At 66.4% G+C, this 15,862-nt stretch carries 13 protein-coding genes; 3 read left to right on the forward strand and 10 right to left on the reverse strand.

Annotated features, from left to right (window positions below):
* Position 1 precedes the first annotated feature (1 nt).
* Positions 2-1,165 (reverse strand): double-cubane-cluster-containing anaerobic reductase, encoded by a 1,164-nt coding sequence (locus tag NW198_RS04815; RefSeq protein WP_258340221.1) that lies wholly within the window; start codon positions 1,163-1,165, stop codon positions 2-4.
* 130 nt (positions 1,166-1,295) lie between these two features.
* Here NW198_RS04815 and yqeC point away from each other — a divergent pair, with 130 nt between their 5' ends.
* A complete protein-coding gene (gene yqeC, locus NW198_RS04820; protein WP_258340222.1) occupies positions 1,296-1,955 on the forward strand; it encodes a selenium cofactor biosynthesis protein YqeC in 660 nt (219 codons plus the stop codon).
* Between the two features lie 162 nt (positions 1,956-2,117).
* Here the strand turns inward: yqeC and NW198_RS04825 are convergent, their stop codons facing one another.
* The 8 genes from NW198_RS04825 to NW198_RS04860 all read right to left on the reverse strand — a co-directional run bounded on the left by NW198_RS04825 (position 2,118) and on the right by NW198_RS04860 (position 12,455).
* Complete coding sequence (locus NW198_RS04825) at positions 2,118-2,504, reverse strand: Rid family detoxifying hydrolase (protein ID WP_087316588.1); 387 nt, start codon at positions 2,502-2,504, stop codon at positions 2,118-2,120.
* Positions 2,505-2,558: 54 nt separating this feature from the next.
* A complete protein-coding gene (gene hydA, locus NW198_RS04830; RefSeq protein ID WP_258340223.1) occupies positions 2,559-3,932 on the reverse strand; it encodes a dihydropyrimidinase in 1,374 nt (457 codons plus the stop codon).
* 159 nt (positions 3,933-4,091) lie between these two features.
* On the reverse strand, positions 4,092-5,039 hold the full coding sequence (locus NW198_RS04835; RefSeq protein ID WP_258340224.1) for an NTP transferase domain-containing protein: 948 nt from the start codon (positions 5,037-5,039) through the stop codon (positions 4,092-4,094).
* A gap of 93 nt (positions 5,040-5,132) precedes the next feature.
* Positions 5,133-6,074 carry a carbamate kinase gene (gene arcC / locus NW198_RS04840; RefSeq protein ID WP_258340225.1) on the reverse strand — a complete coding sequence of 314 codons (942 nt, stop codon included), beginning with the start codon at positions 6,072-6,074 and terminating at the stop codon, positions 5,133-5,135.
* A 115-nt stretch (positions 6,075-6,189) separates the two neighbouring features.
* Positions 6,190-7,392 (reverse strand): knotted carbamoyltransferase YgeW, encoded by a 1,203-nt coding sequence (ygeW, locus tag NW198_RS04845; protein ID WP_258340226.1) that lies wholly within the window; start codon positions 7,390-7,392, stop codon positions 6,190-6,192.
* Between the two features lie 170 nt (positions 7,393-7,562).
* A complete protein-coding gene (locus NW198_RS04850) occupies positions 7,563-8,969 on the reverse strand; it encodes a YgeY family selenium metabolism-linked hydrolase (protein WP_258340227.1) in 1,407 nt (468 codons plus the stop codon).
* A gap of 70 nt (positions 8,970-9,039) precedes the next feature.
* Positions 9,040-10,254, reverse strand: a complete 1,215-nt coding sequence (gene dpaL / locus NW198_RS04855; RefSeq protein ID WP_258340229.1) for a diaminopropionate ammonia-lyase — start codon at positions 10,252-10,254, stop codon at positions 9,040-9,042.
* A gap of 581 nt (positions 10,255-10,835) precedes the next feature.
* The gene (locus NW198_RS04860) at positions 10,836-12,455 is read right to left on the reverse strand and encodes a peptide chain release factor 3 (RefSeq protein WP_087316599.1); all 1,620 of its coding nucleotides are present in this window, start codon (positions 12,453-12,455) and stop codon (positions 10,836-10,838) included.
* Positions 12,456-12,761: 306 nt separating this feature from the next.
* Between NW198_RS04860 and NW198_RS04865 the strand changes: the two genes are divergently transcribed.
* On the forward strand, positions 12,762-13,085 hold the full coding sequence (locus NW198_RS04865) for a hypothetical protein (protein WP_258340231.1): 324 nt from the start codon (positions 12,762-12,764) through the stop codon (positions 13,083-13,085).
* A 504-nt stretch (positions 13,086-13,589) separates the two neighbouring features.
* Complete coding sequence (locus tag NW198_RS04870) at positions 13,590-14,978, forward strand: ATP-binding protein (RefSeq protein WP_258340232.1); 1,389 nt, start codon at positions 13,590-13,592, stop codon at positions 14,976-14,978.
* Between the two features lie 55 nt (positions 14,979-15,033).
* Here NW198_RS04870 and NW198_RS04875 read toward each other — a convergent pair whose 3' ends face one another.
* Positions 15,034-15,774, reverse strand: a complete 741-nt coding sequence (locus NW198_RS04875) for an SDR family NAD(P)-dependent oxidoreductase (RefSeq protein ID WP_258340233.1) — start codon at positions 15,772-15,774, stop codon at positions 15,034-15,036.
* Positions 15,775-15,862 lie beyond the last annotated feature (88 nt).

A 15,862-nucleotide genomic window follows, 5' to 3' on the forward strand; every position in this document is an offset into this window, starting at 1 on the left:
TCTACAGCGTCTCGATGAACGCGGCGATGCGCGTCTCCAGCTGGCCGAGGTCGCCGGCGGAGTAATCGGTTTCCACTTTCATGTAAGGGATCCCCGCCCCCTCGACGGCGCGCTCCACCCGTGCGGACTCGACGTTGAAGGTATGGCACGCCGTGAGCACGCACTCGATCACGCCGTCCACCTGGTACTTCTCGGCCATCTCGAGCGTCGCGGCAAAGCGGTTGTCGTTGGGCGTCATGACGGAGCAGTTGATCTTGAGGTAGCGCTCGGCGATGGCGCGCAGGATGTCCGGCGCGTCCTCGTCCACCATGAAGCGGTTGGTGCGCTCGCCGGAGCAGTCGTCCTCGCAGACCACCACGCCGCCGTTGCGCTCGATGGTGGCGCCCACCTTGTTGATGACGCCGCCGACGGGGCAGCCCGTGATGAGGATGCGCTTGGCTCCCGCGCCGATGGGACTGCCGACCTCGGCGGCCTCCGCGTGGCGCTGCTCGCAGAGGCGCTCGAGGCTCTCCACGTAGGCGCGCACGTCAAAGTTGAACGTCCCGGCGAACATCGTGCTCATGAGCTCCACGCCGCTCATCGCGGGCGGCACGCTCCGCTGCAGGTCGTAGAGGGCCAGGATCGCGCGACGCAAACGGTTGCGCAGACGCGCGGCCTCGCGCAGTGCGTCGTCGGTAATCTGGATGCCGTAGAGCCGCTCGAGCGCCTCCTTGAGGCCAACGACCTCCTGGTACCAGCCCTCGCGCTCATGCGCGCGGGAACGGCCCTGCGGCAGGTGCAGCACGTAGGTGGGCTTGAGCTCGTTCAGCAGCTCGTACATCTTCTTCTTGCCGTCACACGTGGTCTCGCCCACGATGAGGTCGGAGAAGTGCGTGAACGGGCACTTCTGCGAGTACGCGAAACCGTAGGTTGACTTGATCAGCGGGCAGAGGTTGGCCGGCAGGACCTCCTCGGCCACGGGGATGACCTCGTCGGAGGTGCCGCAGAGCCCCACGCCCGAGGCGCCGGCCGCGTCTATCACCTCAAGCGGCGTGTAGCTGCAGAGATAGCCCACCAGACGACCGCCCGCCTGCTTGAAGTCCTTTACCTTGAGGAAGCTCTGACGGCGCTGCTCGTTGAACTCCTCGAAGGTGCGCGGCAGCTCGATGGTGGCAGCGTCGATCATGGGCCCTCCCCGGGTCTGGTCAAAAAAGTGTTTGGTATCCAAACAAAGAGTAATACAGCGTTGTAGTTTGGAAACTACAATGACTGTGAGCGGTAGGATAGCTTCGAGGAACATCGTCGAGGAGGTGCGCGTGACACTTGCGGAGGTGTTGGGCGTGAGCACGGGCGTGACGTCGGTCATAGGCAGCGGTGGCAAGACGTCGCTTCTGGCGGCACTGGCACGCGAGCTGCCGGGCACGGTCGTGCTCACCACGACCACGCACATCCGGCCGTTCGCGGGCGTGCCGCTCGTGACCTCAGCCGACGCCGACGACGTGCGCGCGGCGCTCGCGGAGTCGCGCGTCGTCTGCGTGGGCTCGCAGGCCGAGAAGGACGGCAAGCTCGTGACTCCCAAGCTGGGCATGGACGTCCTCGCCGAGCTCGCGCACCACGTCCTCGTGGAGGCCGACGGCTCGCGGCGGCTCCCCCTCAAGGCGCACGCCCCCTGGGAGCCGGTCATACCCGCGTGCTCTGAGCGCACGGTCCTCGTGCTCGGCGCGTCCGGGCTCGACCACCCCGTGCGCGAGGTCGTCCACCGACCAGAGCGCTTCTGCGAGCTCGCCGGCTGCACGCCGGACGACCTTGCCACGCCCGAGCTCGTGGCGCGCGCCGCCAACGCCGAGGCTCTCGCCGACGTCGCGCTCGTCAACCAGGCCGATGCCGCTCCGGAGGCGGCCCGCGATCTCGCCGCCCTTCTCGCTACCCCGGCCTATGTGGGCAGCGTCCGCGCCGGAACAATCACCCTGCCCTAACGCCCGCTCCCCAGCGGCCCGCCCCACCTCTCGGCAGGCTCATTATTCTCGGTTGCTTTCTGAGGACCGAAACGGCGACGCCCGCCGACTTCCTAAGCGGGAGTTTCTCGAAGAGCGCTCCTGCGTGGAAGTCGGCGGGCGTCCCCACCGGTGAGGCTCTGCCTACAGGTAGGCCACTGCCTTGATCTCGACCTTGGCGGCCTTGGGCAGCGCGGCCACCTCAAAGGCGGCGCGGCTGGGGTACGGCGCCGTGAAGAACTCGCCGTAGACCTCGTTCATCGCCGCGAAGTCCGCGATGTCGTCGAGAAGGACGGTGACCTCGGCGACATCGGCCATGCTCGCGCCGGCGGCCTCGAGGATGTTCTTGATGTTGGTCAGGCTCTGACGGGTCTGGGCCTGGATGTCCTCGCCGGCGAACTCGCCGGTGGCCGGGTCGATCGGCAGCTGGCCGGACACGTGGATCGCACGGGTCGCGGGAGCGGCCACCGCCGCGGAGTAGGGGCCGAGCGCCGCGGGCGCCTTGTCGGTGACGATTGCCTCGATTGCCATGTTCTTCTCCTTCTGCTTGAGGGGGACGTCCCCCACTTTACGACTGACTGTTGACTATCTTGCCACGTAGCGGCCGGGGGTGACGCCGGTGGGCTCGCCGTCGCGGGCCACGAGCTCGCCGCCCACGTAGACGAGGTGCGCGCGGCCGTGCGCCTCGAAGCCCTCCCACGGCGTGTAGTCCACGGCCTGGTGCTGGGTCGCCGCCGAGATGGTCCAGCGCGCCGACGGGTCCCACACGCAGACGTCGGCGGCCGCGCCCACGGCGAGCCGACCGCGCTCCGGCCACAGGCCGAAGGTGCGCGCCGGGCCCTCCGCCAGCAGGCGGCAGAGTCCCTCGGGGCCGAGCTGGCCCTCGAAGCTCGTGGCCATCACGGCCGGCCGGTGCTCGATGCCGGGGCCGCCGTTGGGGATCTTGGTGAAGTCGCCGCGGCCGCGGTCCTTCTGGCCGCGCAGGTTGAACGAGCAGTGGTCCGTCGCGATGGAGTCGACCTCGCCGGAGAGCACCGCCTCGCGGAGGGCCCGCACGTCGGCCGGCTTGCGCAGCGGCGGGCTCATCACGTACTTGGCGCCCGCAAAGCCGTCCTCCCCCGCCTCGAGGTAGCGCGTGTCGTCCAGCGTGAGGTACTGCGGGCAGGTCTCCACGTAGATGCCCTGCTGGCCGCGGGCGCGGGCGGCGCGCACGGCGAGAAGACCGAGCTCCGTGGACAGGTGCACCACGTTGACGCGCGCGCCCGCAATCTGGGCCAGGTAGAGTAGGCGGCTCACCGCGTCCGCCTCGGCCTCGGCCGGACGGGAGAGCGGGTGCCCCTCCGGCCCCGTGATGCCGGCGCCCAGCACGCGCCGCTGCAGCTCGTTCACCACGTCGCCGTTCTCGCAGTGCACGCAGAGGACGGCGTCCAGGTCGCGGACAACCTCCAGGCAGCGCAGCGTCTCGGCGTCCGTGAGCCGCAGGTGGTCGTAGGCGAGGTAGGTCTTGAAGCTGCTCACTCCCGCCTCGCGCATGCGGCGCATCTGAGCCGGCGAGTCCTCGGCCCACTCGGCGATCGCCATGTGAAAGCCGTAGTTGGCCGTGCAGCCGGCGCCCGAAGCCGCGCGCGCCTGCCACTCGGCCAGCGCCTCGTCCATCGTGACGCCGCGATCGGCCGTGGCGTAGTCCACGATGCAGGTGGTACCGCCGCAGGCCGCGGCGCGCGTCCCGGTCTCGAAGCTGTCCGCCGTCCAGTCCATGCCGGTCCAGCACTGCAGGTGCGTGTGGGCGTCGATGAAGCCGGGGAAGACCCAGCAACCCGCCACGTCCTCGACCTCGTCGCCGGGCGCGGGCTCGATGCGGGCCGCCAGGCCCACGATCTTGTCGCCTTCCAGCGCGAGGTCGCCGCGGCGAAGGCCATCAGGCGTGACCAGCGTGCCGTTTGCGAGAATCCTTCTCATCGGCTCTCCCCTCCTCTCGTATTTGACAGTGGCGGAAGGCTTGACAGTGGCGTCAGGTTTGACAGTGGCGTCAGGTTATATTGTCAAATCATTCCGATTTGACAATATAACCTGACGCCACTGTCAAACCTGACGCCACTGTCAAGCCTTCCGCCACTGTCAAATACCTCTCTCCGTCAGCGCGTCCTCAAGGCGCGCCAGGTCCTCCCGCGTGTCCACGTCGTCGAGCTCCCGCTCGTCAGCCGCCTCCACCAGGCGCACCCGGTCCGCGAGCTCGGCATGGCCGGCGAGAAGTGCGCGCCCCCCGGTGTCATTGTCCATCCGCGCGAGTGCGTCGAGCATGTCCGCCGGCCAGAGCACCGGATTTGCCGGCTGACCGCGCCACGCCAGGCGCACGATGGCCGTGGGCTCGCGCGTGAGCGCGGCGACCATGGCGCGCACGCTCTTCTCGGTAAGGAGCGGCTGGTCGCCGGTCACGAACAGACAGCCCGCGCGACGCCCCAGCGCCTCCAGGCCCGCGCGCATGGTGTCGCTCTTGCGCGGACCCGTGGCGCGCACGCAGCGCACCCCGAGCCGCCCGCAGAGGTCCTCGACCGCGTCCCAGCGCGTCACGACCACCACGTCGAGCAGGTCGGCGGGCAGCGCTGCGAGCGTGCGCTCGAGCACGGGCGTGCCGGCCAGCGGCGCCACGAGCTTCTCGCCCGCGACACCGCCAAATCGCGTCCCCTCCCCGGACGCCATGACCACGCATCCCAGGCGCGCCACGTCGGCAAAGCCCGAGAAGCACGTCTCGTAGGCGGCGGCGAGCGCCCAGCGGCTCGCGCGCTCGAAAGCTCGGTAGCGCTCGATGAGGTCGAGCGCCTGCGCGGTGAGCCTCGACCCGCCGCCGCCCGTGCCGCCGACCGTGCGCTCCGTCAGCGGGAAGCCAAAGGCGAGCTCCGCGTCGCGCACGAGCCGCGTGGCCTTGGTGTAGGCCATGCCCATGTCGATGGCGGCGGCGCGCAGGCTTCCCAGCTCGCCCACGCGCTCCAGCAGGTCGACGGGGCCGGGCCCAAAGACCCGGCGCCCGTCGTCGCCCAGAAGATATGCCCTGAGGTCGGGTCTCATGCCCCGCGCTCCCCCGTTCTTCTGTCAATTGGGGACAGTCCCCAAATCACATAAAACTTTTCTGTAAATTGGGGACTGTCCCCAACCTGCAGACTACCCGCGTACGATGGTACCCGTCTTGCCGGCGATGCCGTCGCTTGCCTTCTCGAGGAGCGTGATCAGCGACGAGCGGCCCGCGCCGGACTGCGCGAACGCGAGCGCCGCCTGGACCTTGGGCAGCATCGAGCCGGGCGCGAACTGGCCCTCGCCCACGTAGCGCTCCACGTCGGCGGGCGTGAGCTCGTCGAGCCAGCGCTGATCGGGCTTGCCAAAGTTCACGGCGACCTTCTCCACCGCGGTCAGGATCACGAGGAAGTCGGCGTCGAGCTGCTCGGCGAGCTTGGCCGCCGCGAAGTCCTTGTCGATGACCGCCGCGGCGCCCTTGAGGTGGTTGCCCTCGGTCTTGAACACGGGGATGCCGCCGCCACCGCAGGCCACGACCACGTGGTTGGTCTCCACGAGCGAGCGGATGGTGTCCAGCTCCACGATGCCCACCGGCTTGGGTGAGGCCACCACGCGACGGTAGCCGCGGCCCGCATCCTCGACCACGTTGTAGCCGCGCTCCGCGATCATGCGGTCGGCCTCCTCGCGCGTCATGAAGGCGCCGATCGGTTTGGTGGGGTTAGCGAAGGCCGGGTCGGCGGGGTCGACCTCGACCTGCGTGAGCACGGTGGCCGCGCCCACTTCGATCCCGCGGTCGAGCATCTCCTCGCGCAGGGCGTTCTGCAGGTCGTAGCCAATGTAGCCCTGGCTCATAGCCACGCAGACCGAGAGCGGGCACGGGATGTACTTCTCGGGGTCGGAGCGCGTGAGCTGGGTCATTGCCTCCTGGATCATGCCCACCTGCGGGCCGTTGCCGTGCGCCACCACGACCTCGTTGCCCTGCTCGATGAGGTCCACGATCGCGCGCGCCGTGTGCTTGACCGCCTCCATCTGCTCGGGCAGGTTGTTGCCCAGGGCGTTGCCACCCAGAGCGATGACGATACGCTTAGACATTTGATGCCCTCTCAACGTAAGGACGGGGCCGCCCATAAGTCAGTGAGCGACTTCTGCGCGAGGCGCAGCGAGCGAACGACTTATGGGCGGCCCTCACCCGGACGAGCGATTGTTACTACGCCTGGTTCCAGCGGGGCTTGGCCGCGGCCTCGAGCGCCGCGAGCGTGGCCACGGGGTCCTTGACCTTCTGCAGGAAGATCATGGCCGCGATGGCGTACGGCTTGTAGCTGGCCTCCTTGTACATGCCCACGCGGTGCATGTCAAAGACGTCGGCCATGACCTCGCCGTGCTCGCAGGAGACGCCGGAGATGTCGGCGGGCAGCGGGTGCATGTAAATCGTGTCGTCGCCGTGAGCGGTCTTGGCCATGAGCTCGCGCGTGGAGCACCAGTCCATGTGGGTGGCGTTCTGGGCGAGAAGCTCCTTCTCCAGCGCCTTGATGCCGGCGTCGTCGCCCTCGGCGTAGAGGTTGGTGCGCTTCTCCATGGCGGCGTAGGGGGCCCAGCTCTTGGGGATGACGATGTCGGCGCCCTCGAAGGCCTCGGCCATGGTGTTCACCTGCTTGAAGGTGCAGCCGGACTCGGCGGCGTAGGCCTTGGCGGCCTCCACGCGATCGCCCATGAGGTCGTAGCCCTCGGGGTGGGCCAGCGTGACGTCCATGCCAAAGCGCGGGAGCAGCGAGATGAGCGACTGCGGGCAGGAGAGCGGCTTGCCGTAGCTCGGGGAGTAGGCCCAGGTCACGGCCACCTTCTTGCCGCGGAGGTTCTCCAGGCCGCCAAACTCCTCGATGAGGTAGAGCATGTCGGCGGAGGACTGGGTCGGGTGGTCGGAGTCGGACTGCAGGGAGATGAGGGTCGGGCGGTGGTCGAGCACGCCGTCCTTGTAGGCCTCGTCAACGGACTCGGCGACCTCGGCCATGTAGGCGTCGCCCTTGCCGATGTACATGTCGTCGCGGATGCCGATGACGTCGGCCATGAAGGAGATCATCGTGGCGGTCTCGCGGACGGTCTCGCCGTGGGCGATCTGGGACTTGCCCTCGTCGAGGTCCTGGAGCTGGAGGCCCAGGAGGTTCGTGGCCTTGGAGAACGAGAAGCGCGTGCGGGTGGAGTTGTCACGGAAGAGCGACACCGCGAGGCCGGAGTCAAAGATGCGCGGGGAGATGTTGCGCTCGCGGAGGTTGCGCAGGGCGGCGGCCACGGCATAGAGGGCGCGCAGCTCGTCGGTGGTCTTGTCCCAGGTGTGCAGGAAGTCGGCGTTGTACATGCCAGAGAAGTCGTAGCCCTTGAGCTCGTCGAGAAGCGCGGAGAAGTCCTTGGCCATTGTGGTTTCCTTTCAATCGAATACGTGAGACGTACGGGTCAGTCCTAAGTCAGCGAGCGCCGTTGTGACGGAGCAGATTGCCCCGAAGGAGGAGGGCGCACGCCTGGAGTGCGGCGCCCGACGAGTGAGGGGCAAGATGCCCGTCACAACGGTGCGCAGCGTCGAGAACGTTACTTGATGTCGTTGTCGGTGGCGCCGGCGCGGAAGACGGTGACGTCGCCGGTCTTCTTGGACGGGTCGTAGAGGTTGAGCGCGGCTGTGTAGAGCGCGGCGCAGGTCACGAGGTCCTGCTTGTAGGTGACCTCGTTGGGCGCGTGCGCCTGGCTCTCGGCGCCGGGGCCAAAGCCCACGCAGGGGATGCCGTAGCGACCCTGGATGGAGACGCAGTTGGTCGAGAAGGTCCACTTGTCCGTGAGCGGGCGGCCGGCGCGCTTGTCCATGGAGGCCTCGCAGCCGATGCGCTCGTCGCCGTAGAGGGCGTGGTGCGCGTCAACGAGGGCCTGGACGTGGGCCGCGCTCTCGGCGTTGATCCACGTGGGGAAGTAGGCCTCGGTCTCGTAGACGGTGCCCTTCCAGCTCGGGCGATCGTACATGTACATGGAGACCTTGACGTCGTCGCCGTACTTCTTGACGGACGGAAGGTCGCGGATCTCCTGGAGGCAGGAGTCCCAGGTCTCGCCGGCGGTCATGCGGCGGTCGATGGAGATCGCGCAGGAGTCGGCGACGGCGCAGCGGCTCGGGGAGGTGTAGAAGATCTGGGAGACGGTGCAGGTGCCGCGGCCGAGGAAGCGCGCATCCTCGAAGTGCTCGGGGTTGTACTTGGGGTCGAGCATCTTGACGAGGCCCTTGATGTCGGTGGACTCGTCGCAGCCGTTGTTGTTGAGGGCGCGGACGTCGGCGATGATGTCGGCCATCTTGTAGATGGCGTTGTCGCCGCGGTCGGGCGCGGAGCCGTGGCAGGAGACGCCGTGGACGTCGACGCGAATCTCCATGCGGCCGCGGTGGCCACGGTAGATGCCGCCGTCGGTGGGCTCGGTGGAGATCACAAAGTCAATCTTCTCGCGCGCGTCCTCGGGGCCGTCGAAGTACTTGTTGACGATGTACTGCCAGCACATGCCGTCGCAGTCCTCCTCCTGGACGGAACCGACGACCATGATCTTGTAGCCCTCGGGGATCAGTCCCAGGTCCTTCATCATCTTCGCGGCGTACGTAGCGGACGCCATGCCGCCCTCCTGGTCGGAGCCGCCGCGGCCGTAGATGAGCTCGTCGGTCTCGTAGCCCTCGTAGGGGTCGGCCTCCCAGTTGTCGCGGTTGCCGATGCCCACGGTGTCGATGTGGGAGTCGATGGCGATGATCTTGTCGCCCTCGCCCATCCAGCCGATGACGTTGCCCAGGCCGTCGACCTCGACCTTGTCAAAGCCGAGCTTCTCCATCTCGGCCTTGATGCAGGCCACGACCTCGCCCTCCTCGCAGGACTCGGAGGGGTGGGAGATCATCGCGCGCAGGAAGGCGGTCATGTCGGGGCCGTACGCCGCCGCCGCGCTCTTGATCTCGTCGAAGTTCAGTTCCTTGGCCATTTTGCTTACGTCCTTTCTGACGCTTCCGTTGTGTCTTGTGCCGAGAAGAACCCGTTCTTCTCGCTCTCCCCTACTCGGCGGGGTACGCGCCCTCCCAGACGACCTTGCGGTAGTTCACGGGATCGGTGTCTCCCTCGGTCGAGAACATGAGCACGGAGCTCTTCTCGTCCAGGCCGATGGCATCGCGGAGCTCGGCGTACTCGTCGGACTCCATGAGCGTGGTGATCAGGCCCGCGCCCACGGCGCCGGACTCGCCGGAGATGACGCGCGGGTCGCCCTTCTTGGGGGCGCCGAGGACGCGCATGCCCTTGGCGGCGACCCAGTTGGGGCAGCTCACGAAGACGCTCACGTGGTTGCGCAGGATGTCCCAGCCCAGGGTGTTGGGCTCGCCGCACGCGAGGCCCGCCATGATCGTGGGCATGTCGCCGTCCACGATGCGAGGCTCGCCGTCGCCGGCCAGGGCGCCCTTGTAGAGGCAGGCCGCGGTGTCGGCCTCCATCACCACGAAGATGGGCGGGTTCTCCGGGAAGAGGTTGGTGAAGTAGCCCACGACGCCGCCGGCAAGGGAGCCCACGCCGGCCTGAACGAAGACGTGCGTCGGGCGCTCGACGCCGGCAGCGCGCAGCTGCTCGGCCGCCTCGGAGGCCATGGTGCCGTAGCCTTCCATGATCCAGGACGGAATCTCCTCGTAGCCCTCCCAGGCGGTGTCCTGCACGATGACGCCGTTCTCGCAGGCCTCGGCCTCGGCGGCGGCCATGCGGACGCACTCGTCGTAGTTGACGTCCTCGATTGTGACCTCGGCGCCCTCGGCGGCGATGTTGTCAAAGCGGCTCTTCACGCTGCCCTTGGGCATGTGCACGACGGCCTTCTGGCCGAGCTTGTTGGCGGCCCAGGCCACGCCGCGGCCATGGTTGCCGTCCGTGGCGGTGAAGAAGGTGGCCTGGCCGAAGTCGCGGGCGAGCTCGTCGCTCGTGAGGTAGTCGTAGGTCATCTCGGAGACCGGGCGGCCGATCTTCTGGGCGATGTAGTTGGCCATGGCGAAGGAGCCGCCAAGCACCTTGAAGGCGTTGAGGCCAAAGCGGTAGGACTCGTCCTTGACGGCGAGGTTCGCGAGGCCAAGCTCCCCCGCCAGCGCGTCGAGCTTGGCGAGGGGCGTGACGTCGTACTGCGGGAAGCTCCGGTGGAAGCTTCGGGCTGCCTCCACGTTCTCAAGGGACATGATGCCCAGGTGCGCATCGTCGCTCTTGGGCATCTTGTTGACAACCCACTTGATCTTCTCGCTCACGCTTCCTCCTTGCTTCGCCTGCGTGCGTGCCAACTTTTTGTCTGCTTACCAAACAGAAAGTTTGTTAGCCCATATATTCCCACATTTCAAGGGTGTTGCAAGGGGATTTTTTTCTGCGCGGTGAGCGTCGCGTTTGCATCGGCGAGCGGTGTCGACCGTGCGTGCCACTTCACAACCAGCACACGGCCAAACGCGGGTCGGCTGATGTCACTTCGGAATGGTGTGCGAGTGCAATCCGCACGCGAAATCGGGTGCCGGAGAAGCCTTCGCTCTGCAATTTGGCCCTTCGATCCTTTTTTCGCGGCTCCCACGAACAAAAGTCGCCTTCGATCCATGCGAAATGAGCTGTATTTGCTTCGACTCTCTCGGATGGATTCACTATTGATTGTATTTATTTAAGTTTTCTAAAGCAGACCATCGTCGCTGGCCAAAAATCGCATGGATTGAAGGCGACTTTTGTTTTCTGGAGCCCGGCAAAATGGATCGAAGGGCGTTTTTGCACGGTCGGGCGCCCCATAGGGGCGCCCGACAAGGCGATTCCTCAATTGTTGCCGGCCGCGCCGCCCGCCGAACGCCCGTCCCTAGAAGGTCACGTTGCCAAACTCGGAGAGACGCAGGTCGGGGTTGTGCTCGATCGCCCAGTCGAGGTTCCACTGGCTCGTGAAGAGCAGCAGCTTGCCCCCGCGCATGTCCTCCACGCGAAGCGTCTCCCTCGTGAGGTTGAGCGAGCGAATGTCCACCTCGCCTTCAGACTCGTCGATCCAACGAATCAGGCTGTAGGGCAGCGGCGAGCGGTAGACCTCGACGTGGTACTCGCTCTTGAGGCGCTGCTCGAGCACCTCGAACTGCAGCACGCCGACCACGCCCACGATCACGCGCTCCATGCCGGCTCCATACTCGCGGAAGATCTGGATGGCGCCCTCCTGCGCGAGCTCCTCCATGCCCTTGACGAACTGCTTGCGCTTGAGCGTGTCAACCTGCTCGATGCGCGCGAAGTGCTCGGGCGCGAAGGTGGGGATTCCGGCGTAGCGGACGTGACCGCCCACCTTGCACAGCGTGTCGCCGATGGAGAAGATGCCCGGGTCGAAGAGGCCCACGATGTCGCCGGCATACGCCTCGTCCACGGTGGCGCGGTCGTCGGCCATCATCGCCGTGCCGGTCGCGAGCTTGATCTTGCGGCCACCCTGGACGTGCCAGGCGTCCATCCCGCGCTCGAACTTTCCCGAGCAGATGCGCAGGAAGGCGATGCGGTCACGGTGGTTCTTGTCCATGTTGGCCTGGATCTTAAAGACGAAGCCGGAGAAGTCCGGGTCCGCGGCCTCCACCGGCTCGCCCGTCTCGGCGTCAACGTGGGCCGACGGCGCAGGCGCCAGGCGCAGGAAGTCGCGCAGGAACGGCTCCACGCCAAAGTTGGTGAGCGCCGAGCCAAAGAAGACGGGGCTGAGCTTGCCCGTGCGCACGGCCTCGAGGTCGAACTCGTGGTCCGCGCCGTCGAGCAGCTCGATGTCGTCCATGAGGTTGCGGTGGTTCTCCTCGCCGATGAGCTCGTCGAGGGCGGCGTCGCCGAGCTCGGCCTCGACCTCGTTCACGCGCTTGGTGGCGTTGGCGCGGCCGTCTCCCTCGAAGGCGAGGACGTGTCGGCTCGCACGGTCGAAGACGCCGCGGAACGTGCGGCCGTTGCCGATGGGCCAGTTCATGGGGTAGGTGCCGATGCCGAGCACGCTCTCGATCTCCTCCATGAGGTCGAAGGGGTCGCGCGTCTCGTGGTCGAGCTTGTTCACGAAAGTGAAGATGGGGATGCCGCGCAGCGCGCAGACCTTGAAGAGCTTGACGGTCTGGGCCTCGACGCCCTTGGCGCCGTCGATCACCATGACGGCGGAGTCGGCCGCCATGAGCGTGCGATAGGTGTCCTCGGAGAAGTCCTGGTGGCCGGGGGTGTCGAGGATGTTCACGCAGCAGCCGCCGTAGGTGAACTGCAGGACGGACGAGGTCACGGAGATGCCGCGCGCCTTCTCGATGTCCATCCAGTCCGAGACCGCGTGCTTGGCGCTGGACTTGCCCTTGACCGAGCCGGCGCTCTGGATGGTGCCGGTGTAGAGCAGGAGCTTCTCGGTGAGCGTGGTCTTGCCCGCGTCCGGGTGCGAGATGATGGCAAACGTGCGGCGCGAGGCGATCTGTTCGGCAAGGCTGGCGCTGGGCATGGGTCTTCTTTCGTGTCGTGCGGTGATTCGAAGGGGTGATTCCTTCGCATCTGTTTTCGTATTCGGCCCAGCCATTGTAGCGAGAAGCGCGGGCGCGGGACACGGCTTCGGCCGTGTTCACCGTGTTTCCCCGGACAAAGTGGCGCCATGATGAGGGGCGGGCTTTGTCCGGGGAAGCATGGTGATGCGCGGGCGAGAAGAACGCGCGGGTGCAGGGTTTGTCGGAAGTGACTTACAGAACCGTCACAGCCACATGCGAGCTGAGACGAGCGGGCATACTCACCTCAATCGAAACGAGGAGGGAACATGGACCGCTGCAAGAGCATGCGCGCGTGCGAGTTGATGGCTGGGTTCGAGGAGGCGATCGCACGGGAGCCGGCATCGAGGGGATCGGCCGAGGCCGCCGCGGTCATCGGACAGGCATGCCAGGTCCTGCGCAGCGGCAACGTAAGCTACAAGGCGCGCGACTACGCGCTGGCGCGGGCACACGGGCACTTGCGGAGGCTCATCGGCTTTGACGACCTTGCGCTCTCGGACGAGGCACGGGATCGCTGGCGGGAGCTGGACGCCTTCGTATGCGGGCCGGCGCTCAAGGACCTGCGCGGCGTCGGCGGGGCGGGCGTGGCGTGAGGCAGGCCAGCTCGCCGCGACATTGCGCTGCACCTCTCCTGCCTCAACCTCCCGCAAACACGTCGAGAAGAACGGGAAGATGCGGCTTTCGACAGGAGCAGTGACATGTCCACCCTCGACATGTTGGATGATTGCAAATGGAGGCCAAGGCCATCGATCGCCGCCCCACTCATCAGGAAGAGCCCCTCGGCTGTGTTGGCTTCACGCGCTCATTGCCGACCTCGCCCACGCACCCCGCGCAGGGTGCGACCCTTGCTCGTGCGCCGCCGAGGTCATATCCGTGTTTCCACCCACGCACCCGCGTAGGGTGCGGCCTGGACGGCGTGGACGGCCGTGATGACGTCGGAGTTTCTACCCACGCACCCCGTGTAGGGTGCGACATACGCTGGTCCCCATGAGCCAGTACACCTAAACGCATTCGGATCACCTCTTATGCTCCCCAAACTGCTACACTTTACTCAGTTTTTTTGACTCAACTTTTTTGAGTAAAATGAGGTGAGCGAAATGGAGTTCATCGGACGCGAGCGCGGGCAGGCAAAGCTCATCAAGCAGTTCTCCTCCCCCGCCCAAAACGCAACGCTCATCTACGGCAGGCGCCGCGTCGGCAAGAGCGAGCTCATCCTCCACACGATGCGCCAGGCTCAGACCACTGGCACGCGAACCATCTATTACGAGTGCCGACAAACCACGGCCGAGAGCAACGTAAGCAGCCTGTCCGAGGTCATTGGCAGCGCCTTCGACATGCCCCCGCTCGCCTTCGCCAGCATAGAGGCGGCGCTTCGGTTCGTCCTCGAACGCGCGCTTAGCGAGAAGATCGTACTCGCCATCGACGAGTACCCCTACCTGCACGACGTCGTGAGGGGGATGGATAGCATCCTGCAGGTTCTTCTCGATGAGTATCGAGACCGCTCGAAACTCTCCCTCGTGCTCTGCGGCTCATACGTCGAGGTCATGAAGTCCCTGCTCGAGCAGGACAACCCCCTCTATGGGCGCGTCGATCTCAAGATCAACCTTCAACCGATGGACTACCTAGAGTCTTCGCAGTTCTACCCCGAGCGCCCGTGCGCGGACAAAGTGCGGCTGTACAGCGTGTTCGGAGGGATTCCGTACTACAACCGCCTCATCGAGCGCGGCAGATCCGTGCGCGAGAACCTCATCAACCTCGTTCTCCAGCCAGACGCGCGCCTCGAGGACGAGGTTCCCGCCTACCTGCTCTCCGAGGTCTCAAAGATCGGCAACGCGCACGAGGTCTTTCTCGCCCTTGCAGATGGACACACGCGCTACAAGGACATCCTCAGCCAGTCCCACATCTCAAGCGGCGCCACGCTCGTGAACGTGCTCAACAAGCTGATTGAGATGCAGCTCGTCGACCGGCGCGCGCCCATCAACGACCCAACGAACAAGAAGCGAACATCCTACGTCATTTGCGACGGGCTCACGAGGTTCTACTATCGCTACGTCTTCCGGTATCTCTCGCAGCGCAGCGTGCTCGACCCCGGAACCTTCTACGACCGCTACGTGAACGATGACTTTGAGCAGCAGTTTGTCCCGCATGCCTTCGAGGAGGTGTGCCGCCAGCACCTCGTGAGGCAGAACCGTGCGGGCAACATCGAGCCGCCCTTCGACCTGATTGGCACGTACTCCTACGACGACCCGGCAACGAGGACAAACGGACAGTTCGACGTGGTCACCAGAGACCCGATGGGCTACACGTTCTACGAGGCGAAGTTCCGTTCAACGCCCGTGACCCAGCGAATGATCGACGAGGAGATCGAGCAGGTGCAGCGGACGGGGCTTCTGTGCCACCGGTACGGGTTCTTCTCGCGCTCTGGGTTTGAGTCGGTCGGCGACAAGCGGACAGTGCTTATCGGGCTGGAGGAGATGTACGAGTAGGCCGCGGCGCGCCGGCCCCGAGCCCCCGAGGCCAGCGCGCCCTGTCGGCCATCACCTACACCGTCATGCCACCATCGACGGCCAGGACCTCGCCCGTCACGTAGGACGCGAGGTCGCTCGCCAGGTAGACGAAGGCGTTGGCCACGTCCTCGGGCTGGCCCACGCGACGCAGCGGGATGCCGGCCGCAATGGGGGCGATCATCTCCTCGGGCAGGCTCGCCACCATGTCCGTGGCCGTGACGCCCGGCGCGACGGCGTTCACGCGGATGCCGCGCGGCCCCAGCTCGCGCGCGAGCGAGATCGTGATGCCGTTCACCGCGAACTTGGACATGGGATAGGCCACGCCGGAGGGCTGGCCCATCTTGCTCACCATGGAGCTCGTGTTGATGATGACGCCACCCTCGCCGAGCACGCGCGACGCCGCCTGGCAGCCGTTGAGCACGCCCTTGACGTTGATGTCGATGATCTTGTCGAACTCCTCGGCCGTGTAGGCGTCGAGCGGCGTGGACTGCGAGATGCCGGCGTTGTTGCAGACAATGTCGAGCCCGCCAAAGCGCTCCGCCACCTGGCGGAAGGCGGCCTCGAGCTCCGCCTCGTCGGCGACGCTCGGCCAGATGGCCATGACGGGGGCGTCCGGGTTCTCGGCCAAGATGCCGTCGAGGGCCTTCCGCGCGGTCTCCTCGCGGCTCCCGCAGAGCGCCACGTTGGCGCCCTCCTCCAGGAAGCGCTTGACGATGGCGAGGCCGATCCCGCGCGAGCCTCCGGTGACGACGGCGGTCTTTCCCTTGAGCAGCATGACGTTCCCTTCTGTGCTGATACGGATATGGGTTGCCCCTACCCTACCCTACCCAGCACAGGGCGAGAAGAACGCGGGGACATGGCGC

Origin of the sequence: Thermophilibacter sp. ET337, from assembly GCF_024733715.1 — a bacterium.
Classification (GTDB): Bacteria; Actinomycetota; Coriobacteriia; order Coriobacteriales; family Atopobiaceae; genus Thermophilibacter.